This is a genomic window from Blastococcus sp. VKM Ac-2987, assembly GCF_026967805.1.
GTDB lineage: Bacteria > Actinomycetota > Actinomycetes > Mycobacteriales > Geodermatophilaceae > Blastococcus.
This window is the reverse complement of the sequence record NZ_JAPVBG010000001.1, coordinates 940136-962656: the sequence shown is the minus strand read 5'-3', so window position 1 is coordinate 962656 and position 22521 is coordinate 940136. Positions and strand designations below refer to the sequence as shown.

The 22521-nt window shown below is 65.7% G+C and carries 24 protein-coding genes; 14 read left to right on the top strand and 10 right to left on the bottom strand.

Annotation, left to right across the window (positions count from 1 at the left end; translation table 11 throughout):
• Nucleotides 1–137 precede the first annotated feature (137 nt).
• Nucleotides 138–1040, bottom strand: a complete 903-nt coding sequence (locus O2W17_RS04685) for an IS3 family transposase (RefSeq protein WP_269192045.1) — start codon at nt 1038–1040, stop codon at nt 138–140.
• Nucleotides 1041–1085: 45 nt separating this feature from the next.
• On the opposite strand from O2W17_RS04685, the gene O2W17_RS04680 reads away from it, so the two are divergent.
• The 7 genes from O2W17_RS04680 to O2W17_RS04650 all read left to right on the top strand — a co-directional run bounded on the left by O2W17_RS04680 (nt 1086) and on the right by O2W17_RS04650 (nt 4387).
• The gene (locus tag O2W17_RS04680; protein ID WP_269192061.1) at nt 1086–1271 is read left to right on the top strand and encodes a hypothetical protein; all 186 of its coding nucleotides are present in this window, start codon (nt 1086–1088) and stop codon (nt 1269–1271) included.
• Nucleotides 1272–1749: 478 nt separating this feature from the next.
• Nucleotides 1750–1971 (top strand): hypothetical protein, encoded by a 222-nt coding sequence (locus O2W17_RS04675; protein WP_269191230.1) that lies wholly within the window; start codon nt 1750–1752, stop codon nt 1969–1971.
• A 102-nt stretch (nt 1972–2073) separates the two neighbouring features.
• On the top strand, nt 2074–2406 hold the full coding sequence (locus O2W17_RS04670) for a hypothetical protein (RefSeq protein WP_269191229.1): 333 nt from the start codon (nt 2074–2076) through the stop codon (nt 2404–2406).
• Complete coding sequence (locus tag O2W17_RS04665; protein ID WP_269191228.1) at nt 2403–2864, top strand: GNAT family N-acetyltransferase; 462 nt, start codon at nt 2403–2405, stop codon at nt 2862–2864. The genes O2W17_RS04670 and O2W17_RS04665 overlap by 4 nt, the downstream gene beginning before the upstream one ends.
• A 462-nt stretch (nt 2865–3326) precedes the next feature.
• The gene (locus O2W17_RS04660) at nt 3327–3512 is read left to right on the top strand and encodes a hypothetical protein (RefSeq protein ID WP_269191227.1); all 186 of its coding nucleotides are present in this window, start codon (nt 3327–3329) and stop codon (nt 3510–3512) included.
• 155 nt (nt 3513–3667) lie between these two features.
• Nucleotides 3668–4033 (top strand): hypothetical protein, encoded by a 366-nt coding sequence (locus tag O2W17_RS04655; protein ID WP_269191226.1) that lies wholly within the window; start codon nt 3668–3670, stop codon nt 4031–4033.
• A 105-nt stretch (nt 4034–4138) separates the two neighbouring features.
• Entirely contained in the window at nt 4139–4387 is a 249-nt protein-coding gene (locus O2W17_RS04650; RefSeq protein ID WP_269191225.1) for a hypothetical protein, read from the top strand.
• A gap of 799 nt (nt 4388–5186) precedes the next feature.
• Here the strand turns inward: O2W17_RS04650 and O2W17_RS04645 are convergent.
• Complete coding sequence (locus O2W17_RS04645; RefSeq protein ID WP_269192060.1) at nt 5187–6236, bottom strand: hypothetical protein; 1050 nt, start codon at nt 6234–6236, stop codon at nt 5187–5189.
• Between the two features lie 113 nt (nt 6237–6349).
• Here O2W17_RS04645 and O2W17_RS22200 point away from each other — a divergent pair, with 113 nt between their 5' ends.
• Nucleotides 6350–6520, top strand: coding sequence for an ATPase, T2SS/T4P/T4SS family (locus O2W17_RS22200; protein WP_331254269.1), 171 nt, complete (start codon nt 6350–6352; stop codon nt 6518–6520).
• A gap of 587 nt (nt 6521–7107) precedes the next feature.
• On the opposite strand, the gene O2W17_RS04635 is transcribed toward O2W17_RS22200, so the two are convergent.
• The 5 genes from O2W17_RS04635 to O2W17_RS04615 form a co-directional block, all read right to left on the bottom strand.
• Complete coding sequence (locus tag O2W17_RS04635) at nt 7108–9354, bottom strand: major capsid protein (RefSeq protein ID WP_269191224.1); 2247 nt, start codon at nt 9352–9354, stop codon at nt 7108–7110.
• 167 nt (nt 9355–9521) lie between these two features.
• The gene (locus O2W17_RS04630) at nt 9522–10325 is read right to left on the bottom strand and encodes a hypothetical protein (protein WP_269191223.1); all 804 of its coding nucleotides are present in this window, start codon (nt 10323–10325) and stop codon (nt 9522–9524) included.
• A 267-nt stretch (nt 10326–10592) separates the two neighbouring features.
• A complete protein-coding gene (locus O2W17_RS04625) occupies nt 10593–11228 on the bottom strand; it encodes a recombinase family protein (RefSeq protein ID WP_269191222.1) in 636 nt (211 codons plus the stop codon).
• Between the two features lie 100 nt (nt 11229–11328).
• Nucleotides 11329–11607, bottom strand: coding sequence for a hypothetical protein (locus tag O2W17_RS04620; RefSeq protein ID WP_269191221.1), 279 nt, complete (start codon nt 11605–11607; stop codon nt 11329–11331).
• Between the two features lie 1018 nt (nt 11608–12625).
• Complete coding sequence (locus tag O2W17_RS04615) at nt 12626–13312, bottom strand: hypothetical protein (RefSeq protein ID WP_269191220.1); 687 nt, start codon at nt 13310–13312, stop codon at nt 12626–12628.
• A gap of 3384 nt (nt 13313–16696) precedes the next feature.
• On the opposite strand from O2W17_RS04615, the gene O2W17_RS04610 reads away from it, so the two are divergent.
• Nucleotides 16697–17239: an Ltp family lipoprotein gene (locus O2W17_RS04610; protein WP_269191219.1), complete on the top strand. Its 543-nt coding sequence runs from the start codon at nt 16697–16699 to the stop codon at nt 17237–17239.
• A gap of 123 nt (nt 17240–17362) precedes the next feature.
• Here the strand turns inward: O2W17_RS04610 and O2W17_RS04605 are convergent, their stop codons facing one another.
• Together O2W17_RS04605 and O2W17_RS04600 are read right to left on the bottom strand one after the other, a co-directional pair.
• Nucleotides 17363–17521 (bottom strand): hypothetical protein, encoded by a 159-nt coding sequence (locus O2W17_RS04605; protein WP_269191218.1) that lies wholly within the window; start codon nt 17519–17521, stop codon nt 17363–17365.
• A 48-nt stretch (nt 17522–17569) separates the two neighbouring features.
• Nucleotides 17570–17749 (bottom strand): hypothetical protein, encoded by a 180-nt coding sequence (locus O2W17_RS04600; protein WP_269191217.1) that lies wholly within the window; start codon nt 17747–17749, stop codon nt 17570–17572.
• 234 nt (nt 17750–17983) lie between these two features.
• Between O2W17_RS04600 and O2W17_RS04595 the strand changes: the two genes are divergently transcribed.
• Complete coding sequence (locus tag O2W17_RS04595) at nt 17984–18886, top strand: hypothetical protein (RefSeq protein ID WP_269191216.1); 903 nt, start codon at nt 17984–17986, stop codon at nt 18884–18886.
• A gap of 301 nt (nt 18887–19187) precedes the next feature.
• The gene (locus O2W17_RS04590; RefSeq protein ID WP_269191215.1) at nt 19188–19889 is read left to right on the top strand and encodes a hypothetical protein; all 702 of its coding nucleotides are present in this window, start codon (nt 19188–19190) and stop codon (nt 19887–19889) included.
• A gap of 87 nt (nt 19890–19976) precedes the next feature.
• Here O2W17_RS04590 and O2W17_RS04585 read toward each other — a convergent pair whose 3' ends face one another.
• Nucleotides 19977–20564: a hypothetical protein gene (locus O2W17_RS04585; RefSeq protein ID WP_269191214.1), complete on the bottom strand. Its 588-nt coding sequence runs from the start codon at nt 20562–20564 to the stop codon at nt 19977–19979.
• A gap of 689 nt (nt 20565–21253) precedes the next feature.
• On the opposite strand from O2W17_RS04585, the gene O2W17_RS04580 reads away from it, so the two are divergent.
• Genes O2W17_RS04580 through O2W17_RS04570 form a run of 3 tightly spaced genes read left to right on the top strand, consistent with a single transcriptional unit; the run spans nt 21254 to nt 22381 of the window.
• The gene (locus tag O2W17_RS04580; protein WP_269191213.1) at nt 21254–21460 is read left to right on the top strand and encodes a hypothetical protein; all 207 of its coding nucleotides are present in this window, start codon (nt 21254–21256) and stop codon (nt 21458–21460) included.
• Nucleotides 21450–21917: a TadE/TadG family type IV pilus assembly protein gene (locus tag O2W17_RS04575; protein ID WP_269191212.1), complete on the top strand. Its 468-nt coding sequence runs from the start codon at nt 21450–21452 to the stop codon at nt 21915–21917. The genes O2W17_RS04580 and O2W17_RS04575 overlap by 11 nt, the downstream gene beginning before the upstream one ends.
• Entirely contained in the window at nt 21914–22381 is a 468-nt protein-coding gene (locus O2W17_RS04570) for a hypothetical protein (RefSeq protein ID WP_269191211.1), read from the top strand. The genes O2W17_RS04575 and O2W17_RS04570 overlap by 4 nt, the downstream gene beginning before the upstream one ends.
• Nucleotides 22382–22521 lie beyond the last annotated feature (140 nt).

The window sequence follows — 22521 nt, the reverse complement described above, 5'->3', positions numbered from 1 at the left end:
CCGAGCAAGTACGACCAACCGGGTCGAGCCGATGCTGTGCACGCCGGCGCCTGTGTTGAACTCGACGATTGTCCCGCCCCGGGTTCTGATGGAGGCTCTGGTCAGCCCCTTGTTTTGTGGAGTTCAGTTGCTGGACCTCATGCCACGGTGATTGATTGACGGTTTTCGAACTCTATGGGTGTGAGCCAGCCGAGGGCGGAGTGCCGGCGCCGGCGGTTATGGAAGATCTCGAGGTAGTCGAACATCGCGTTGGCCAGCTCCAGGCGGGTGCGCCAGCGCTGTCGGTCGAGGAGTTCGACCTGCATGCGGGACCAGAAGGATTCGATGACGGCATTGTCGTAGCAGTCACCGATTGACCCCATGCTGGGCACGAGTCCGGACTGCCTGGCTCGGGTGGTGAAGGCCCAGGAACCGAACTGCACGCCGTGATCGGAGTGGATGATCGCGCCGGCCGGTGGTCGACGGGTGTCGATGGCCATGCCCAGGGCGTTGGTGACCAGAGCCGCGGTCGGTGAGGAGTCGATCGACCACCCGACCACCCGCCGCGAGCACACGTCCAGCACGACCGCGCAGTAGACCTTGCCCTCCCGGGTCGGGTGCTCGGTGATGTCGGTGACCCACAACTGGTCCACGCCCTCGCGGGTGAAGCGCCGGTCGACGAGGTCGGTGGCCAGCAGGTCGGGGCGGGCTCGGCGCCACTTCGGGGCCCCGGTGATCCCCTTGATCCCGGCGCGGGCCATCAGCAACTCCACGGTGCCGTGCCCGACGATGATGCCGCGGCCCATGGTGAGTTCGGCATGGACACGTCGGTAGCCGTAGGTCCCCCGGGAGGCCAGGTGCACCTGGCGGATGGTCTCGGTGATCAACGCATGCCGCACCGCCCGGGTCGACGGGCCCCGGCTGCGCCAGGCGTAGTAGCCGGAGTCGGTGACGTCCAGGATGCGGGTGGCTGCCTGCACGGGCAGACCTTCGCCGGCCATCACTGCGATGGCCTCGAACCGCCTTTTGGGGGCCCGCTGGTGGACGTCTCGGAGTACCACCCGGATGACTGGCGGAATGTCAGAGATCGCGTCCCGTATGGCCCGGTGAGGTTCGAGTTCGAGGACTGGCGTCGGGACCAGGCATGGCACCTGTTCAGCCGCGCTCGGAGCGACTGGCAGGAGGAGCACGGTTGGCCGGGCGGGCTGGACTTCGTCGAGCTGTTTCAGCAGACGGTGCAGCTGCGTCGGCGCGCTTTGCGAGCTGAGGGCGGACTCAGCCCGACGGCCTGACCACGCGCGCCGCCAGGGCGCCCGAACGAGCTCCCTGCTCGCGACCACTGAGTGCATTCACATCCGAACGCGAAGGAGATCCCGACACGATGACGAGCGCTGACGACAACGAGCTGAACCGAGCACCGGCCAGGCCGTGCCCGGAGTGCCCCTGGCTGAGTAGCAACGTGGATCGGCCGGTGCCGGCGACGTCGCATGTGTTCAAGCGGGAGCAGCGGTCGAGCTGTGGGCGACCATGCGGACGGGCCGTTCGTGGGTTTGCCACTCCACGGTGGGTGACCGTGAAAAGTGGCCAGGCCCAGCCAATCCCGAGTGGGTCGCGATGGGCTACATCGTGCCCCCCGCGAACGCGCAGCCACGGGAGTGCGGCGGCTCGGTCGCTGCAGGGCTCCGAGAGCTGGAGTCGCTGGCTGAGGCCGGGTCGTGGGAGGAGTACCACCGCCGCCGCCCGCACGGTCTCACACGCGAGGGGGCGGCAATGTGGACGCAGCGACTGGATGGCGAGCAGGTGGCTGGCGCGCCGCCGTTGCGGTCGGTCAGCCTCGATGGCGACGACATCATCGACCCCGCCGTGACCGAAGGCATGGACGCGCTCGACTTGATGCTGCCCGCCGCAAGGCAATCTTTCGGGCGGACGCTCGAGAAGCTCACCGCAACGATGCCGCAGCCCGGTTCGCCAGAGCAGGGTGAGGCGTCGTGAGCCTGCTGGAGCGTCACCGAGGCGTTCACCTGCGCCTGCCCGGTCTGCACCCGGCACGGCGACGTGCACGCTCAGGCGCCACTGACGGTGCTGGGCAAGACGGTGGACGTCGACGAGGAGCTGGCGCCGCTGCTGCACGCCCTCCGCTCGCATGGCGTGCTGACCGTCGCGTCCTGCACCGACCTGGCCGACGCCGTGGAACGGTTGTGGCCGTCCCAACTGTCGAACCTGCTGACCGCCCGCGATCGGGCAACCGTCAACTACGGCCGGGTGGTCGCCGATCGCCCGGCCTACGTACGCATGGTCAACGGAGGCAAGGCCGCACCGTTCCTGGTCGCCGCCGAGTCGGCGGGCGCGCTAGTGACCCGATCGCGCATGGTCGCTCAGGTCGCCTTTCCTCGGAAGCAGCTCGACGAGCTGACCGAGCTCGCATGATCGCCGCAGCGCGCTACGACAGCCCGGCCGCGCGCGGACTGCTCGACGAGCTCGCCGGCCACTACGTGAGGGCCTACGGGGCGCACGACCTCGACGCGGATGACCCGGCCGACTACGCCCGGCCGCACGCCGGCTGTCTCGTCGGCTACGAGAACGGAAGGCCGGTCGCGGTCTCCTGCTGGCGCAGACACGAGCCGGGCGCCTGCGAGCTGCGCCGGTTCTACGTCGCCCCGGCTGCTCGTGGTCGCGGATGGTCGCGCCGCCTGCTGCTGGCCGTGCTCGACGCAGCGTCAGCCGCCGGCTACCAGCGAGCCGTCTGCGCCACCGCTGCCCCAGGCTGTCTGACGGGCGCGCCGGGGCTAGATGTCCATGAGATTGCCGGCTACGGGGTGCACAACAGGGTGCCGGACGTTTCCTGCCTTGAGGTGCGCCTCGAATCGCTCGCTTTGGTGGGGTGACGAAATGGAGACCGTGGCGAAAGTGCATCGGTAGTCAACGCTGCGTGGTTGATCCCACCGAAGGTGCTAAAGGAGTGGTCTGAGCTGTCGGCCGCGCTGGACGACGCGGGCACCGTTCCGTGCCACCAAGCCAACGCTGACGACTCGTGGCTCCAGGGTTGGAAGATCGACGGGCGCTGGCCGGCCCCGCCGAGTGCCTGGCCTACGCCGTGGCCGCCAGTGAGCGGGGAGGCATGTGGGGGCGCGAAGACCGCCGGCCGCAGCACTACCGACACGACGCCTCCACATCGCTACGGTGGTCGGGACGTTCACCTCGTAGACGTGGCGAGCTGGGCGGCAGTGTTGCGTCGCTGTGACCTGCTCGTACGGGTCAAGGACGTGCAAACGTCTGCCGATAGGCGTAGAAAGACGTCTAGAGGTAGACGCCCTTAGCGCCAGGCTGAGGGTCGGGAAGGAGTCTCGATGACCAGCCTGCTTGAGGCGCTCAATCGATGCTTGCACCCGTCGGAGGAGTTCGACGTTGAGGCTGCTGCTGCGGCGCACCATGCCCGCACCATGGGCCGTGACCTACCTCTTGAGCAGCGGCGGGACCGTGCTCGCGCCCTCACCGAGGTTGCACCGGCGCGCCGCGACCGCATCGCTGGGTGACGGGCCTTCTTGATTGGCGGGACTGCAAGGGTTCGGACGTAAAGCACCTGCAAGGGTTCGTCTGTAGCACCTACAAGCCCCCTCGAACCCTCCGTGGATGGCCGCCTAAGGGTGACGCCCACGCTGGGTGGTGGGAGTACGAGGTCCAGAGCGGCGTGCGCGCGCTTGCGCCGGAATTTTCTGCTGGTCGCTATGTACGCCTCGGCTACGACAGCGAGGGCCTCGGAGCTGTCTCTGTCGTTCAGGAGCTGGACGGTCCTGCAGAAGTTGAGTGGGAGTTCGGCGCTGTCGCCTTGCGGCTACGGGGCAAGGGTGGCGGCTATGCCGATGAGATGTGTCGGGACGTCTTTGATCAACTGACCGCCCGTGCCATAGAAGCCGGCATCTCCAACGTGAAGATCATCGGCTACGTGTACGAGGAGAACCATGCCTCGCAGAAGATGAATCGGCGCCACGGGATGCGGCACGTCAGCAACGGCGGGCCTGGTGTCCAAGTGTGGCAACGCAACCTGCCCGTGTAAGTGGGGGTCGGGGCGACTCCATCCCGGCGCCCCGATCACGCTCGTTGGGGTGATGGCCTGCAGCCAACCCGATCGAGCGCGGCTGCCCGTGGGAACCATCGGGCGATGATCTACACGGCGGCAGCTGCGTACCCGTATGAGGATCGCGAGCGGGCAACGACCGGCCTCCGCGGCCAACTGCGCCTTATGGCGATAGCCGGCGGCGGCAACGTGGAGTGGGCCAGCTTGACCGTCGAGGGGCCGACCACAGCGCCAGGGCCGCACGGTGCGACGTGGTTCGAGTGGCGGGCCAGCGTCACCGTGGTTGGCGGACGAGACCTCGTTAGCGAGCCGGTCGGCGACGAAGCCGCCTGACACGCAGCGGTAATCGCGACCGAGCGTTGCCAGCGCGGGGCTTTCGTCTCTGTTTGGGAGCGGCGACGGGCCCTAGGGTCCCGCCATTGACGCTGTCGCCGTAGACAGCGTCCAGTCTGCCGAGGGGAAACTGTGCACATCCGCAGGGCACTCGTCATCCCGGTAGCCGTGGCCGGACTCGTTTTGGCCTTGGGTTCGACCCCAGCCCCTGCGGCCGGGTCAGCCTCCCACCAGGACCACGTCCACATTTCCTTCCGCAGCTAGCCCCTCGACGGGGCGTCAATCGACGGGCTCCCTGCCTACTTTCTCTCACACACGGGGGCTTCGTCTGTCGCGCAAGAGGCGGGGCGCGCTGCTGACAGAACTCGGCAGCGATGAGGTAGACGGCAATCCGCCGCTCAGGAGGAGGCAATCATGCGAGATGCCCGTCGGTTGATCCGCGTCGTCGTCACCGGGGTCGCCGTCGCTGCCATCGTCTCGGCCTCTGGTTGGCCATTCGTTTTCAGTCGCGCCCTAGCTGCAGCGGCTGACTCCTCCGCGACCTCCACCCCGAGCACCATCTCGAGTCGAACGGCGGGGAATGGGAGCGAGTTCGCTCTTGCTGCGGCGGCTTCTACAACCGGGGGAACCTTGTACTCCGCGCTCTCGCCAGCGTGCTGCTAGCCCCACCTGAGGACAGGCCAGCGCCCCCGGGGCTGCCTGCTCAAGCCAGACGAACAGGCTCGGCAGAGCCCGTTCGACGTGTGTAGCAGGTGTCTGGGCCCTCCGACGCCCTTGATGACGTGCCGAGCCAGCATTGTCAGCGATGATGGTCGAATCGCTCCCGGGCAGATGCTATGTAGGCAAGCTCTCGCCCAGGCGCCCTCATTTCTGCTTGCGACAATCTGACCTTATGTTCGCGGAGCGTAAGAAAGTCGAGTGCGTCTCGACTTGGGCGCCCGATCACCGCTCGGATTAGGCCAGAGGGCAGGGCTAGTAGGATCCTTATGCGCTCGTGTCGTACAGTCATCTTCTCCGCCCGCATGTGGGACTCGTACTCCTGGATCAGATCCTCTAGGTCCAACCGCAGGCGCATTGGCGATGTCCTGTCCTCCAGCAGAGTCCGCTGTAACCAACGTGTCAACCGTTCCAGCCTCTTTTTCTCCTGAGCCGCCCGTTTGAAGTCGAGGATCGCTTCGAGGGGCTCAAGCTCGCCGGGGATTGGCATTGCATCAATAATCGCCTCGAACAGTTCCCACTCTGCGTTGTTCGTTGCTGGTGGAGCACCAGAACCTTCACGCCAAAGTCCTTGTAGCCTGACCGCAACTCCTGCGTTCAAGGGCGCGTAGAGCGTGGATCCAGGCGCCCCCAGTGAGGGCCAATACAAAGGCAGCGGGTCGAACAGCCGGACGACACCTTTTCCGGCGTCACGCTGTCCTGGTACATACGTGCAGTGTCCCCAGCTTTCGAGGGTCCTAGTCAGCGTGGCGGCAATAAATCGCTCGGCGCCTATGGGCAGGTGTGACCTGCCAGGGGCATAGGTCAACCGCTTGGACGTATCCACCCGCTGGCTCGCAACTACGTCAAAATAAAAATCCCCAACTCGAAGGCTTCTTGGCATACTAGCCGTGGAACTATTCTGTCGCTGCTCCTTCGAGCGTAATGAAACCGAGCCCGCGACCACCCCGTCAATCTGCACGCTCGGGGATGCGAGAAGGCCTTGATCGACGAGGTACTGGGCGTCGGCAAGTTCATGATCGCTCAGGCGCTCGAGCTCGGCGGCGAGATTGGGTACATACACTCGATCAAAGAGGAGCAGGTCCCGCTTCGGGACGACTGCGCTGCGACGCACCACCGCCAGGTTGGCCACTGGGCCAGTGTCTCGCTCGCGGCGGATGGCGAACAGTCGTCCTCTACAGGAGAACGCAGCTAAGCCGACCCCGGCCGCCCCACCTGTGTAGTAGCCCTCCCTTCGAGGCGCGGGTGCCGCTGCCCGACGTCGTCTCGATGCAGACCCGCCAGCCCAACCTCGAGGGCGCCGGGGAGATCCCGCTGCGCCGGCTGGTGAAGGAGGCGCTGCGGATGCGGCCGTCCCGCATCGTGGTGGGGGAGGTGCGGCAGGAGGAGTGCCTGGACCTGTCGGAGTCGGCCTGAACAAACGCAGGCTGCGCCAGGTCAGACGCAGTCGATCAGCTCCAGGGCTGGCCGATCGGCACGCCGCGCAGTCTCGCCTTGCGGCTCGCCGCCTGGACGTCCATCATAACCTCATAGCTCTGTCAAGGGAGAGAAGCCGTGCCTCGTCGGTCGATGAACCCTCGGGTCATCGCCGCGTGCGCCATGGCTGGCGTGGTGCCATCAGCAACTGCGCTCGCTAGTGCTTCATACATTCCTGAATGGGCGCGAATTGCTGCTACCTTGGATTAGGTGCTGCAGCCTCCGCGGCAATCGCCGCGCAATCCGTCTCTGGGGTGCAACAAAAAAAAATCCCGGCCTAAGTTACTTGCCAGTAGATCAACAGTTGCGGGTATTCAAGACGGATTCCTGGGCGTGTCTCCTTGACTCTCAGTCAGTGAAGCCGTCTAAGGCTGGATTCAGCAGTGCTTGCGCCTGCCTGGGCTGTGTGCTGTGACTCACATGCCGCTCCGGCTGGCACATCCCACTGACAGTTTCAGCCAACGGCAGCCCGGCGTGGCGGATTTGCGGCGTCGCTCTGGTCTGCTGACTGCGTCGTCCCGGCGTGGTCAGCTAGAAGGCCACAGCCTCCGGCAGCGGTTCGTGGCTGACGATCTCCGCATCCACGACCATCCGGCCCTGGGTCTCGTGGGCTCAGCGACGGCGCGTAGGTGACGTGCCACGACGTCCCGCACTCGGGTCGTGTGGGGATCGTGCCCGAGGTCGCGCACGATGCCGGTGATGGCGGCTTCCAGCGCGTCGACCGTCTGTTCGTTGAGCATGGACCGGCGCTCGTCGGTCTTGCTGCTGACCATGCCCCCGGCGAGCTGTCGCAGGTGGCCGCGCTCGGCGGTGTAGACCGCGAGCACCGCGCCGTCGTTGGGCCGCTGGGCCAGCTCGCTCTCTAGCCAGTCGATCCGCCCCTGGGTGCGGTTCAGTTCCTCCTGGAGTGCGTCGACCGCCGAGATCGAACGCGGGATGCCGAGCCGGTTGGCCAGGCCGACGGCCTGGGCCTCCGCGATGCGCTCGACGGCCTTGGTGCGCGCCATCGGGGCCGAACCACCGTGCATGCGGCACCGCTCCTGTCCTCGCATGGCCGGCTGGGTGCAGTTGCCGCCGTCGCGCCGCCGAGCACCACACAGGCGCATGTGGTCCACGGGTGCGTTCATGTAGGTCCGCGCCTGTCGGGTGCCCCCGTGCTGCACGCACATCGGCTGGACGGGGACCGCGATGTACGTGCAGCCGGGGAACTCGCAGCGCGGATCGCGCCGCCCCATCAGGCTGCGAGCTCGGCCGCGCGGGCGATGCCCGACGGAGTGAGGGCCTGGGCGATGCGGAACGCCTCGCCGCCTCGGAAGATCACGGCCTCGAACGTCTCGGTGAACGTCGAGAAGTCGTTGGCCGCGTTCAGCGTGCTGTCGCGCACCAGACCCAGGTCGAGCGTTCCGCCGTCGAGGAAGGCGAACGCCCCCCGCCGGGAACATGTACGAGACGACCTCGGTCGGCCATCCGTTAACCGGCCCCGCAGCCTGCGGGTTGAACTCCTGCCCGGCCTCACCGTCGAGCGCCCACGTCGGAGCCAGATTGCGCGTCGCCAGGTAGGCGGCCAGGTCGGCGTCGCTGACCCCGACGGTTGAGTCACCGGGCTCCTGCAGCGCCAGGTTCGACCGCAGCAGCCCACGCGCCCACGCCGGGAGGATCAACTGCAGCGGCGCGTTCGGGTCCGTCCGCAGCCGGTTGCGCATCCCCGTCGCCGCCCGGTCAAGCAGGGGAAGCAGCACGCGGGTCGCGCCGAGGCCGCCGCCTTCCTGCGCCTGGCCAGTCACCGAGGTGGATAGCGCACCGAGCTGCGTGAGCAGCTGCTGCTCTGCGATCTTGGCGTGCGCGGCCAAGGCGAGGTCCATCACGCGCTGCACGAACTCGGGATAGGCCCTGGCCAGCATGTTGCCGAAGGTCAGGATGTTGGTGACCGCCTGGACGTTCACCACAACCTCGCCGTTCGGCACCACGCGCAGGCTCGGCTTGCGCACGGCCGGGTTGTTGACGGCGTCCACGTCGCTGGCCACGTTCCAAATGCCCACGGCCCCCTGAAGATCACCCAGGGCCGGAGGACGGATAAGCCGGATGCCGCCTCGCTCGGCGGTGAAGGTGGGCAGCGAGCTCTTCACCGGCCGCTCGGTGACCTCAAAGCCGGGAAGCGCGTAGTCCGTGTCCTCCGGAGCGCCCAGGCCGCCGGCGGCGGTGATGGCCTCGATAGCGCTCAGCGCCTGCTGATCGGCGGCGACCTCGAGCGCGTTGGCGACCGACTCGGCGGAGTCGCTGATTCGCAGCGTCCGGTTCGGCCCCCGCTCGGCGCGCAACGTCGCTACGCGGACCTTCTCGCCGTTCCCACCCGAGAGCGCCTGGTGCGTCCGCAGCGCGGACACGAACTCGTCGGCCAGGCTGCCCTTGTCGGGAACGGCCATGCCGCTGGCCGTCAGCGCCCGTGCCGTGCCACCCGACGAGAAGCGGGGACGTCGATCGGCAGGGACGATCGCGCCAGCCCGCGAGAGAGGCTCGCGCCGGAACGACGCCAGGATCTGCTGAGCGTCGTGCCCGCGTGTGACGTTCTGCTCTCGCCGCTGGGACTCACGCTTCACAGCCGTAGCGGCGGAGGCCAGCACTTCCAGTTCTTCGATTGCGGCCTCACCGACCACCTGACCAGAGGGCGGATTCGTGCGACCTTCGGCGGCCCGAAGGATCAGGTCCCGCAGCTCGGTCAGTTCGTCGTCTGACAGGTCGGTGATGCGGCTGAGCATTTCTCGTACGCGGTCCACGTGTGACTCCCTGTGACGTGATCACGAAAGTGATCGACTCGCACAATCGGAAGGGCCGCCACAACGCCAGGTGCGTCGCCGGTGTCACCGCTGCTGCCCTCGCCGTCAGGCGCCGGGCCGTCGCTCCACTACATTTATACATTCAGCAAGTGAATCAAACTGCTAGGTCAACGGCGTCGAGCGAGAAGGCGGCGTCCGAGGCTTGCATCATCGGCTTCGCCGGGTTGTTTTGCCAAACGCACGGACCGCCGCGAATGTCTTTCGCGCCTCAAGGTTTGGAAGACGTCGTAGCTCAAAATAATACAGAGAACGAACACGAAAATCACGGCAGGCAAGGGAAGTCCGCCAGCCACTGCGATGATGAGGCTGGAAAAGAAGAGCGCAAAAAGTAGAGTTAGCAGCACATAGTTCATGGCGTAGCTCAATGTGGACGAGGGAGGGCTCCAGTCGGCCTCGCGACGCGGCGCGCTGGACTCCTCGAATAAGGTGGCGGAAACATTCACGTCGCCGCGGGTGCCACCGTCCACCAGTAGGCGCAGGTTATAGGCGTCGCCTTGATTCATACGGACGGGCCTTATCGTCAGCCGGTCACTCTCCTCTTGGAAAGAGAACTGGGTCTTAGGCGCCATGCGAAGCGGGTTGTACGTCACAGACCGGATCAACGAATCGGCGATATGTACGACCACGTCATCCGTGTAATGCTCGCGGTCAATGCCTCGATTTCCTGCATTCAGAATGTTGATAGAGACCATGCGCGGCCGCGTCAAATTTTTTCCGTCATAGCTAACCACAAGGCCCTCCGGGGCGTTCGGTGCTACTAGCCACTCATCGAAAGCTAGGTGCCATGCGAGGTACTTTCGCTTTCGGGACGCACGGAAGAACGACCAGCTGATTAGAAACCCGAGCAGGGCCCCGATCGCCGTGGTGACGGCGGACGCTCCGTGGTCGGACCAGAACTGCCCCCATGACATGGGAGGCAGGCTAAGGGCTGGCGCTGACACTCGGTGCGTGCAGCAGCGTTTGACCTGGCTCCCCCAGCGGGGGACAGGGAAACTCTGCAGTCGACCAGCGCGTGCCGTACGCGGCGCAGAGGCGCTGATGCACGCTTCACATGGAGCGACCGGGCGGTTCTCCTGACTGACCCTCTGGCGCCGACAACAACGCCCACTGCGGATTCGATCGCAGTGGGCGTAGTCGTGTGCGCAGCGCGGCGCTCAGCCGCCTGGCGGGCGGGCGGGTCAGGCGGAGCGAGCGAGCACCCCTCGGACAGTCGACGGCCACCAGCGGTCGCCGCCGCCAGCCGTGGGCACGCCGTCGTCGGTCAACTGATCGGCAATCTCGGCCAGGGTGGCGCCCGTGGCGCGCAGCTCAGCCACCCGCCGTGCGACGTCGTCGGTGATGACGACTGGCCGGCCGAGCCGCACACCCTTGGCCTTCGCCGCTGCGAGGCCGTCCTTCGTGCGCTGCCCGACCATGCGGCGCTCAAGCTGCGCGGCGGCGCACATGATCGTCGCCACGAACTCGCCCGTGGGGGTCGACAGGTCGAGGCCGATGTCGAGCACCACGAGGTTCCAGCGATGCTCCTTGGCCCGCGACACCAGGGCAGCGAAGTCAGCGACCGACCGACTGACCCTGTCGATCTTGGTCGCCACGATGCCGTCGGCCTGGCCGGACTCAACCAGCTCGATCGCCCGCGACCAGCCGTCTCGCCCGTCCAGGTGTGCCCCAGACACACCGGCATCGCAGCCCCAGGCAACGATCGACCAGCCCCGTGCCTCAGCCGTACGCGTGATCTCAGCCCGTTGCGCGTCCAGCCCGTGGCCGTCCTCTGCCTGCTCGCGGGTGGAGACACGGACATAGGCGACGACGCGCATCAGTCTGCCTCCCTGGTGTCGTCGTCGGGATCCTCGGGCGGGCCGTTGCGCTCGTCGTAGCCGTCGGCCTGGTCGTCGCCAGGGTGGGGGAGTGGCTCGCTCACTTCACGACCTTGAAGGTGATGCGGCAGCCCTGGCCATTGGTGTCGAACCGGCGCACGTTGAGCTTGACGCCAGCGGAGCGCCCCGCGGCGTGCAGTTTGCCCACCACGGTGAACGCCTCACACGCGCCCTTGCGGCCCTCGTACGGCGTCAGGGAGAACCGGCCGGGCAGGTCGTAGCGCTTGCCGTCCTTGGCCGCCTTGGTGACCAGCCCGGTGAACGGGTTGGGCGTGGCGTCCCTGCGGGAGGGCGCGGGCATCTCGACGTCGGGGGCCACGGTGGCACCGGCTGCGATGGTGCTTGCTGTTGCAAGCGCCCGACGACTACGAAACCAGGCCAGTGACACTGGGTAAACGGCAAACGCACGTTGCGTGTTCGTCCAGGGCTGGACGCCGGTCGCCAGGCGGCGTCCGGATCCGTGCGGCTGGCGTGGCGCCCTGGTGGTGGGAGCTCGGTCGTCGGTACACGGCGTGCCGACCGAGTCGTCGGACCCCGCTGACATGCTCACGGGCGTGGTCGACTTCTTGCTGTCCCAGGTGCCCGGCCTCGTGGTCGGCATAGTCAGCGGCCTTATCGCCGGTCTGATCAGCGGCCTCTGGGTGGCAAGAATCGTTGAGCGGCGAGAGCAGCGGCGCCACGTACGCCTGGTCACCGCCAGTATTACGGAGTCGCGAGAGCCCATCCCTGGGCAGGCCGGGGGTTGGATCGTCACCGGCGGGTCATTGGTGATCCGGAATAGTAGCGACTGGCCCGTGCGAGAAGTGCATGCCTTGCGGCCAGACTGGCTCGGGCTGGCGCACATCCCATATCTCGGGCCGGGTCGAGAGCACACTCACGAGATTCTATCGACGGCCTACCAAGTCAATCCAGGAGAGAAAGCCGCCGTAACGCTCCAGGTTACGGATGTACGGGGAAAGACGTACCAGTGGAGGCCGGCCACGGATGAACTTTTTGACACTTCCTGGAGCCCGTGGTGGAGTCGAATCGTCCAAGGAGTCGAGAAGCGACTTCCGAGGGTGTGGAAGTACCTTTTCGCTCCTTGGTTTCATCGCCTACCTGACACGCTGCTGATTCTCCTTTGGGGCTATCACCCTGCGACCGGAGAGCGACGCTCCAAAAATCCCAAAGGGCAGCCGTTGATATGAGGCAGGGCGTCTCAACCAACCGGCGGGACTAGATCACGCACCCCATGGCGAGTCGGATCGAGCGCAGAATCAGCAGTTGATCGTGTACGTCCCGATGATCTCGCCGTCGATTACAAGGGTCACCATCTCGCCGTTGGGGACCGCTGGCACCTACGGGTTGAGGAGCCCGTTGTTGTCGAAAAGATGGCCCATGCCGCCACCGAATGTCGCCCGGTACGGCAATCCCTCGGACGAGTCGAGAAACTGCACGTCGTGCCACTCTTGTATATCGCCGTACAGCGGAATCTCCCCGGAGCACATCTCGCCGACGGGGTAGAGGCCATTGGGCAGGGTCCGAACCGGGCTCGCCTGGTAATAGTCTTCGTACGTGACTTGAAAAGTCTGCCCGTCCACGAAGACGGTCCAGGTGTCGCTGGGACCGCCGAAGCCACCGCTGTAGCCGGTGCCGCGCGGCAGCGGGAAGATCGTCCCTACGCCGTTTACTACCTCGACGCTGTACACCCAGTACACGCCGGTGTACGGCTGCGAAGCAATGCCGTCGGCGAGGACGACTTCGTAGGTGTCGTTCGGGCCGCTGAACGTAAGGCCGCTGCGGACCGCCTGCCAGGCGGGGTCGTAGGTGGCATCCAGCCTGACCGTCAACTGCTCCTCGACGGGCACCTCGTGGCGACCGGCGACGCACTGGCCGAAGAGCTTGCCGGTCAGCTCGCGGCACTCTGCGACGTGCGTGGGCCGTGCCGGGGCGTCCCGAGGGTTAGCATTCGCCAGGCTCGTGCTGAGCGAACTATCGCGCTCGTGACGACGGCGACGAGAGTCACACGATCGCTGAGTTGTCACGAGTACTCCCTCGTCATGGGGGAGGCCACAGAATTGTGGGCGCTCCACTGGCATCCGGATGGGCAGTCCTGGGAGCGGCGCCCTCATCTGCACCTCGGCGATGTGCTTCTCACCCCTCAGGCGCCGGTGACGTCAAAGACGCATCTCCCGACGGGCCGGATGATGTTCGAGAACGCTATCCGCTGGGCGGTCGACTTCGGTGTCATGCCGTTGGCAGACGACTGGACCGACCGCTTGGCCTTGGCCGAGACGCCGCACATCCTGCACCGCTCCCGGAGTGCCGACCCTGGGGTCACCCGGCCGTAAATCCGCCGGCTCGTTGATCTACCGCAAGCACTCGGCCGACAACCTCGATGCGTCATACAGTGCGCACTGCTGCCGGACTCGCTCTTCAGCGACAACTAGAACACGCTCCTCGTCGAGCGCGCCAACACGCCGGCGGTACGCGCCCGCGAACTGGCCGGCGCATCAGAGGGGGGCGGCGACACGGTCCCCCAGTAGGCCGATGTACCGCTCCGCAGCCAAGCAACGCAGCGCCATACCGCCGTGCGCGGCAAGAAGGGCCTCAGTATTGCTCCGTGGAGCTGTACGAAGAGGTCCTCGCCTATCTGGCGCAGGCCGCTGCCTCGGACGTGATCGCTGCGCTCGCTCTCCTTGTAGCCACCGTGAGCTTCCTGTCCAGCCGCCGGACATCGCGACGTGCCGTCGTCCTGGCGCAGCAGGCCATCGACTCGCGGGGTCGTCTCGCTGGTGCGCGCCTGCGGCTTGGTATTGAGCACTGGATCGTCCGAGTAGTCAACGGCACTGACCCGACCGTTCTTCAAGAGGTGGTAATGCACATAGATGACCACGAAGGTTCCGTTCGGCGGCCAGTTCACCGATACGTGCGGCTAGCGGTCGACCCGACGGTCCTGCAAGGCCTCGATGGGCCCCAACCACCAATCAGAATTGAGCCGTTCCAGAGCGTCGAATGGGCTCTGCCGCGGATACCCATGTCCTGGAACGTAAACCGCGGCTGCGTGCATATGCGGGTGGAGGCTAAGGACGCGCTGGGCCGGTCGGTTGAGTCGGCGCCGATATTAGCGTGGGGATTCTGTGACGAGCTTCGCGACCGCAGCCCCTTCCCAGGGTCGAGGGGCACACACCACCTAAGCGGTCGCAACGATGACCGCTTATGGGACGACTCGCTCCATGCCATTTCAGCCGACCTGCGTGGCTGGCTCGAACGGGTCAGGGGTTTGCCTCGCCCGGGTCCGCCCGCAGTAGACAGCGCCGGTTCGCCGAGCGACTGAAAATCGGCTAGACCGTTGCCCTCCGAGTGGCGTAGACCGTCGTCGCTCTGGCCGCCGCGGCGCTGCGGCTAGGTCGACGACGTCGGCCCGGTGGAGGCCTTGCGGCGACTGCGGGTGGGTAGCGCGCCGGGCGACGTCCGGGCTGCGCGGCCAGCTCCAACTCATGGCGATAGCCGGCGGCGGCAACGTGGACTGGACCAGTCTGACCGTCGAGGGTCCGATCACGGCCCCAGGGCCGCACGGGACGACGCGGTCCGTGTAGAAGGCCACCGTCGCTGTGATGAGCGGATGGCTGCGTTCGCTCCCGGACGGGTTCAGAGGCCAAGTCCCTAGAAGCCGGTGCGACACCTCGGGATGCTGGCGCTGCGGCGGCACTACGTCGCCGCACACCTGCGGATGGGGGAATCGCTATGTCCAAGTCGGGTCCCGGTCGGCGCTGGGCCGTACGCGGTGCAACCGTAGGCGTCGCGCTGGCGGCCATTGTGGGGGTCAGCGCCGGAACGGCCGGCGCTGGCGTCTACTACCCCCCCACCGGTGTCGGTGGCAGGGGCGGGAGCGGTGGTGACGCCTTCGCCATCGCAATCCTCTGGTCCGCACTGAGTCCAGCTGACGACAGACTGGCGGGACAGCTGTTCGCTGCTATATCGGCGGGCGGTACGCCTCGTCGAGAATCTGCTGCACGTCTGCAGGAGTGAAGCGCACGACGTTGTACATGGCACTGCCGACGATTGGAGGATGTCGGGAAGTAGCGCCTGCCGGTGGCAGCTTAGGGGCCGCTCTGAGCGGACGCGCGCAGGCCCTGCAGCCGCTAACGCCACGTGTCGGGCTCGAGGTGCCCCGGCAAGACGTGCTCCTCCACGTTGGGGGGGAGACCCCTTTCCCACCTAATTTCGATGCAGAGGGCCCGTACGCGTTCCCGAGCCACAGCCGGCACACGTAACGTGACGCCTAGGGGAAGCCGCTCCAGAGGGTATTCCACCGTCTGACCTTGGATCGTTGCCTCCGTAGGAGGTATGTGCCATTCGCCTTTGTCTAGCGGGAGAACCCACCGCAGTTTACGCACTTCTCCGCTCGTGGAACGGATCTCGAGTCGATGCTCGTAGCCCTTGACCGGTACCAGGCGTGCCTCGACGTCGTCGCCTTTGAGAACCGGCCCGATCTGCCCGGCTACGGGAAGCTGGCGGCTACCCGCCTTGCGCAACTCTTTGGCGGTACTCTGCCAGGCGCCCCACAGCACAGCCACCGCCACTACGAGGCCACCAACTACGGCTAAGAACGAGTTCAGTATTCCCTCGGGATGCTCGCTAACAAAAGTGGCGGCCGCTGAGCGGGCCGAATGCGCTTGACTCCACGCCACTACCACTGCCGCTACTGTCAGGCTGGCGTACCCGAAGATCGTTTTAAGTTTCTCGAGAACTGTAATAAAGGTCGAGGTCCGCAACCACTCGACCAAGCGCCACCATCGTCCGCTGGACTCCATCTACGGAAGTTACGCTACGGTGTCCGGTCGCACAGGGCTGCACCTAGGAGATTGCGCGCTGAGCCCCCGCCGACTACGGATCGGCGGGGGGCTCGGCTGTTCAGGTACCGGGTCACGCTCGTTTGGGTGATGACCCGTTCGGGCGCCGCTGCCCGTGGGGACCATTGGGCGATGTTCTACACGGCGGCAGCTGCGTACCCATATGAGGACCGTGAGCGGGCTACGTCCGGGCTTCGTGGGCAACTTCGGCTCATGGCGATAGCCGGCGGCGGCAACGTGGACTGGTCCAGCCTGACCGTCGACGGGGCGACCACGGCGCCAGGGCCGCACGGGGCGTCGTGGTTCGAGTGGAAGCCCACCGTCACCGTGGTCGGCGGGCGCGACCTGCTCAGTGAAGCCGTCGAAGAAGACCGCGTCGCCAGAGACAGCACGGAGCCCGGACAGGTCAGAGATCCAGGTGGCTCGCGTGGCCCTGGGGCAGCGGCAACCGCTTGGGCAGTGGCCTGAGTGGCAGCCGGGTGACTTGATGCGCCCACCGTGCCCCTCGCCGTCGGCACTGCCGATGCTCAGAACTGAAGCGGGCGATACGTGCATACGACTTAGGAGAAGAACATGGCAACGACTCTCGAAGAGCCGAAGACAGTTGCAGCCAAGAAGCCCTTCTACAAGAAGGTCTGGTTCTGGCTAATCGTCGGACTCGTCGTCATCATCGCGGCGACGTCTTCAAACAGCGGCGGCGGGGAATCAAGCACGTCGGCCAACTCCAGCTCGCCCACCGCCGAGCAGCCCGCCGACAACGGAGGCGCACCGGCACCGGCACCGGCACCCGCACCGGCACCGGCACCGGACGCCGGTACCGTGAGCCAAGAGAGTGCCTTGGACAAGGCGGAGCAGTACCTCGACGTCATGGGCGGCTTCTCCCACGACGGCCTGATTCAGCAGCTGACGGTCGGGGACGGGTTCTCCACGGAGGATGCGACGTGGGCTGTCGACAACTTGAACGTGGACTGGAACGCCCAAGCCGCGGAGAAGGCCGAGCAGTACCAGGACACCATCGGCGGGTTTTCCCGCAGTAGCATGATCCAGCAGTTGACCGTCGGGGACGGTTTCACCCAGGCGGAGGCCGAGCACGGCACGAGTGCCCTCGGGCTCTGACGTCGAGGACCGAGGCCCTTGTCCCATCTCGGGCAAGGGCCTCGGTTCCTTTCCTCTCGCGCTAGCTCGACACTGAGCCCCGCCGACTACGGGTCGGCGGGGCTCAGTTGCGTTGTGGGCTGGCTACAGCGGCGGGTCCAAGTCTGCTGGGTGGTGCCCGTCGTGCGCGGTGGGCGCGTCGGCGATGAGCTCGAGGGCCGTGTCGATCTCCCTGGGCCCGACCGTGAGCAGCAGTCGGTACGCGAACCGCATGTCGTCGACGGACAAGGAGGGGCACGTCACGCCCCAGTCCACGGCGAACCGTGCTTCGTCGCCGGGCTCACCCTGGAACTACCAGCCGCCGGGAGCCTGGCCCATGATCTTGCCGGACACCTCGATCGTGCTGCCCACGCAGCCGTACGGGCCGTACCCCTCGGCGGCCACCTTGGCGTGCTCGTCCTTGTCGCACCAGGACTCGTGCTCGTGGGTCGTCGTCGGGCGCGTGCTGATCTCTTTGGGAGTGCTGGTCATGGCGGCGGTCTCCTCTCGGTGCCCCGGGTGCCCGGCGGCACGGGTAGACCATGGCTCTTGTGGTCCCGGTCGTCTTCCTGGTGCTGCCCGTCCGAAACGGCACTGTTTGAGCGGGCTCACATACGGCTCCGCTCGGCTTGGCTCTCCGAAGGGCGATTCGGCCCCGTCGAGGTATACGGTGCGTAGCGCTTCACGCTCTTCGTCCCACCGCCCACACTCGGCCTTGGAGGTCGCGTGGCCAATCCGCCGACGGTGCCGCGTCCTCGTCGCGCTTTGGGATTCATCCTTGCGCATCCATGGTGGACCGGCATCAGTGCCCTTGTCGCCATTGCAGCGCTGGCACTCAGCGTCGTCACTGCCAACGGGGACGACGATGATTCTGACACCAACAAAAACAGCGGCGACTGCAACGCCCAAGGCTCAGACAACTCGGTGAACTGCACCTTCGACAGTCAGCCAGAATCGTCAGCGAACATAAGCTTCACCGTGGATCCACAATTTGGCACGTGGTTCTTCAATGGTCAATCCTCGGAGCTGCCGTCTCCCCCGCAGTACCCGCCTTCCGATGTCTTGTACCACTGCCCCGACTGGGTTGACTGGCTCGCGGAGACTCCCCAGATATATGCCATAGGCGGTGCCGCATACCTGACCATGGTCTCCGGTGTCGAGGATCAGGTTACGTTGACGGACGTGGCGGTTCAGGTATATAACCGCCAGGAAGTTCCCGACTCAAACTATGCGCTCATTCAATGCAATCATGGGGCTGATGCGGGTGCGGGTCTACTCATTGAGGTTGAGACAGCAACCGGGGCGACGACCGTCCAGGAAATCGGGGCGGCAACTGAACCGATGCCAATGCCACCAGCCGTAGCCAAGTTGAACGGCCTTGATGTGGAGGTAGCTAACATATCCATCAAGTCGGACCATTATCTGTACCAGGCATCTATAATCGTGGAGGCCCTGATAAACGGGGAGCCGGAGACGCTGACGTTGGGCACTCCGGAAGCGCCGTATAGGTGGGTGGGAGGGGACGTCAACCTGGTGCTGGGGTCTGACGTCCCCTGGGACTGGAACATCAATGAAGAAGAATGGGTCGAAGTCCTCAACTCGGACGACGTTCTAGCTCCCGGCGACTGACCGCAGCACGCGAGGCGTTGACGCCGGACGCTTGCGACGCCTTCGTGTGGCGGCACGCCGTGCAGAGCGCATCCGCCAGCGGGCCAGCCTGGCAGGGGGGTGCCGACGGGGTCCTGCCGGTCTGAAACAGGCGCAGTAGCGCCCCGGTGTTGTCGTCCCGAGCGGACAGGCGCGCGCGACAGGCCGGGTCAGCGGACCTCTGAACGTGACCTTTCGCTGAGAAGCCATGCTCGCTGAGTCGACAAGCCGCATGCTGGGCCACACAGCCCAGGTGGCAGCCTCAGCCTAATGAGGGGGAACCGTGACGAAACCCAGACAATGGTCTGATTCGGTTAGAGGACCTTGGCTCACTCGCGAGAAGGCCCTCGCCATCATCATCGGCCCGCTCCTAGTCGCGGGCTTCACCGTCTGGCTGACCAGCCTGGCTAACGAACCCGAGACGGAACTCGACATCGTTGACCTGAGAGTTCTCGCTGGCTCTTATGATCCGGCGGAGGATGCATGGGAGCCACCTAGGGTCCAGGTGAGAGTTCGGAATGTCGGTGACCAAGTTTCGGTGATCTCTGGCGCTCGACTGAAAATTGTCGACTATCAACTCTTACCGTACTGCGAAGCGGGGGGCACCCTCACGGTCAGCGAGACCTACGATGTGTCACTGCCGGCCACCCCGGCGCCGAACCCGACGCTTGACGTCTTCGTCTCCCAAGAGGTCGGACAAGGGGAAACGGACTTCTTCGAGTTCGCTCTACAAGTTCCCGACGAGGACAGGACGCTCGCTGGCAGTCATGCGTATCAATTATCAGTGGAGATACTGCATGATGGGCAAGAATCCGGGATGGAGGCAGGTACCGCCATCATCGAAAGTCCGATGCCGTACGGTCCGGACGAGCAAGCCGCTTTCGCTGAGGATCCATCAAGTCACGAGGATTTCCGTGATTGCGTCCGAGCCGTTCTGGAAGATCACCGACGGACCCTCGGATGGGAGGGGGTTAGGGCTCAGTGACAGCAAGCCTTGCTGCTGGCGGTTCGGGGACTTGCGCATGACCCGCTATGCCGCCCGGGCAGGTGGTCAGCAGGGCCTCACTCGCCATCAAGCGCCGAAGACGGCACTCGCTATCACGGACGACACCACGCCGAGGACCAACGCAACAATGACGCCCCAGACAAGTCGTTCGCGGTTGCGTCGCCATCTGGTGTCCCGAGTTAGTCCATCGCCGATAAGAAAGGCGGTGTGGTGCGTCGGCCATGTGAGGTTCAATGCCGCTAGGGTCAATGCGTATGCCAGCAGTGTGCCGCCTAAGGTGACATAACCGGAAAGGCCGGCGCTTTCAGCCTCGTCTGGATATTCAGGAGCCGCTCGATTATCCTCCGCCAGTTGTTCTAGATCTAGAGCCCATCGTTCAAGCAGTAGATTCAGTCGATCGTCGGTGGTGCCCGAGGTGATCAACTCGTCAACTTGCGCGCGAAATGTCTCGGCATCCTCTTGATTCCGTTCGCTTCTGCCTTCGCGCCACGCCTCGTACTCGGAGTCGTACCGCGACACCGCCGCGTTGTACTCGTCCGCCTGCACATCAGTCGCCCAAACTGAGTAGATGAAAGATCCGATGAAAAACGCCAATGCAGCAAAGGCTGCTATTCGGCGATGGCGTGCCTTGAACGGCGAGACTGACGCCTTCATTCGCTCTCGCGCGAGTGCCCTAAGATCGGAAGCTGTCAAGACGGCCTTCGCCCGATCCTCGCTTTGAAGGCTGAGAGTAAGCGATTGACCCAAGCCTAGCGTCAACTGGACCCTGTTAGATCCTGTCGAGTTAGCTGTCACCGAGTCAATTCGGGTCTCTAGTCCATTCCGCTCCCTAAGGACCTCTTCTACATCAAGAGTCTTATACAGTAGGCCATCCCGCCGCCTAAGGTGGTACTCGATATCAGCGGCAGGGTCAATCTCCTGACACCTTTGGTGCAGAATGGCGTCAAGGTCTCTCAGTGTTTCGGTATCCAGGCGGTAGCGTTCAAGCAGTGTCTCCTCAATTTGAGCCGACATGTCGCCCTCTCTGTGATCCCTCCACCTCTCGGGTCTCCCTGAGGCGGGTAAGCACTACCAGACGAATCGCTGCCCATGCTTCACGACATGCTGGGAGGGGTGCTCGCGTCTAGCTAACCTCGGGACATTGCGCGTGCCGCTTCGGGATGTTCGCATGCCGTCAGGCCGCACCTTCGCTAGTCGCGAGGCGACAGTGCAAGCACGACTCGCGCGGTGCCGGTCGCCATCTTGGTGCTGCCAGTCACCGTCCTCTTCGCCCTGTTCCCGGGGCTGATCAGCATCGTCTCGCTGGCGCAGTGAGCCCGCGGACCACTGGAAAGGAAGCGGCCATGCGTGCCTACGCCTTCATCGCCGCGACCCTCGTCGCCCTGACCGAGCGGTTGCGCGGGGAGGATCCCGAGCGGGGGGACGTGCCCGGCTGGGTGATGATCACGGTGATGACCGCCGCCCTGGTGCTGGCCATCCTCATCCCGTTCCGCACGGCCATTGTCGACGCGGTCACCAACGCGTTGACGTCGGTCACAGGTGCGGGCTGAAGAAGGACCTCGCTGCCCCCCACCGCTCGCAGGCTCGCAGCGGGCCCCTGCACCGAGGCCGTTCCAGCGGCTCCGGGACGAGCGGGGCAGCGCGGTCGTCGACTTCGTCATGGTGTCGCTGCTGATCGTGGCGCTGCTGCTGGCGGTGCTGCAGGTGGCGGTCTACGTGCACGTGCGCAACGTGGTGACCGCCAGCGCCCAGGAGGGTGCGCGGTACGCCGCGAGTGCCGACGTCGACTCCGCGCTGGGTGCGGCGCGGACCGTGGAGATCGTGGCGGGGGCGACGTCGGTGCGGACGGCGCAGGGGCTGGCGTGCACGTCGGGGGAGGAGGCGGACCCCGGCGGCGCGACGCTGGTGGTGGTGCGGTGCTCGGGGTCGGTGCCTTCGCTGCTGGCCGCGCTGGGCAACGTGCTGCCGCTGGAGGTCACCGGCCGGTCGATGAAGGAGGCGGCGTGAGGTGGCTGCGGGCCCGGCTAGGGCAGGGCGACGGCGAGCGCGGCTCGGCGCTCGTGGAGTTCGTGTTCATCGCGCTGGTCGTCTTCGTGCCGCTGGTCTACATCATCGCCGGGTTCTCGGCGGTGCAGCGCGGGGTGTTCGCCTCGCAGGCCGCGGCGCGAGAGGCCGGGCGGGCGATGGGCACCGCTCCGGACCCGGTCAGCGGGCACGAGCGGGCGTTGCGGGCGGCGCAGTTGGCGGTGGAGGACCAGTCGGTGGAGGTCACCGACATGCGGCTTGCTTATGCCCCGGCCGGCGCGGGCTGCGACGGCGCGGGCAGCTACTCGCCGGCGCTGGCGCCGGGGGAGGAGTTCTCGGTCTGCGTGACCGTGACGGTGCGGATCCCGCTGCTACCGGAGTTCATCGACGCCAACACCGCGACCGGTCAGTTCGTCGTCGAGCGCGACCGCTACGTCGACGGCTGAGCCCCACCGCTCGGACGCACACGAGTGCGGTTATCAAACGGCCGACAACCGCGACGATGCGCATTCCGGCGGAAGAAACGGCCAAGTTCTCGGCCTGTGCAGATTGGTGAACTGGATCGCCTCACGTTGCCGCTGTGGCG

Excerpts from the sequence above, each read along its gene's own strand:
- O2W17_RS04675 (WP_269191230.1), top strand. The coding sequence starts at position 1,750 with ATGTGGACGCAGCGACTGGATGGCGAGCAGGTGGCTGGCGCGCCGCCG.
- O2W17_RS04630 (WP_269191223.1), bottom strand. The coding sequence starts at position 10,325 with ATGTCATGGGGGCAGTTCTGGTCCGACCACGGAGCGTCCGCCGTCACC.
- O2W17_RS04610 (WP_269191219.1), top strand. The coding sequence starts at position 16,697 with ATGGCAACGACTCTCGAAGAGCCGAAGACAGTTGCAGCCAAGAAGCCC.
- O2W17_RS04600 (WP_269191217.1), bottom strand. The coding sequence starts at position 17,749 with ATGACCAGCACTCCCAAAGAGATCAGCACGCGCCCGACGACGACCCAC.
- O2W17_RS04665 (WP_269191228.1), top strand. The coding sequence starts at position 2,403 with ATGATCGCCGCAGCGCGCTACGACAGCCCGGCCGCGCGCGGACTGCTC.
- O2W17_RS04660 (WP_269191227.1), top strand. The coding sequence starts at position 3,327 with ATGACCAGCCTGCTTGAGGCGCTCAATCGATGCTTGCACCCGTCGGAG.
- O2W17_RS04585 (WP_269191214.1), bottom strand. The coding sequence starts at position 20,564 with ATGAAGGCGTCAGTCTCGCCGTTCAAGGCACGCCATCGCCGAATAGCA.
- O2W17_RS04580 (WP_269191213.1), top strand. The coding sequence starts at position 21,254 with ATGCGTGCCTACGCCTTCATCGCCGCGACCCTCGTCGCCCTGACCGAG.
- O2W17_RS04650 (WP_269191225.1), top strand. The coding sequence starts at position 4,139 with ATGATCTACACGGCGGCAGCTGCGTACCCGTATGAGGATCGCGAGCGG.
- O2W17_RS04625 (WP_269191222.1), bottom strand. The coding sequence starts at position 11,228 with ATGCGCGTCGTCGCCTATGTCCGTGTCTCCACCCGCGAGCAGGCAGAG.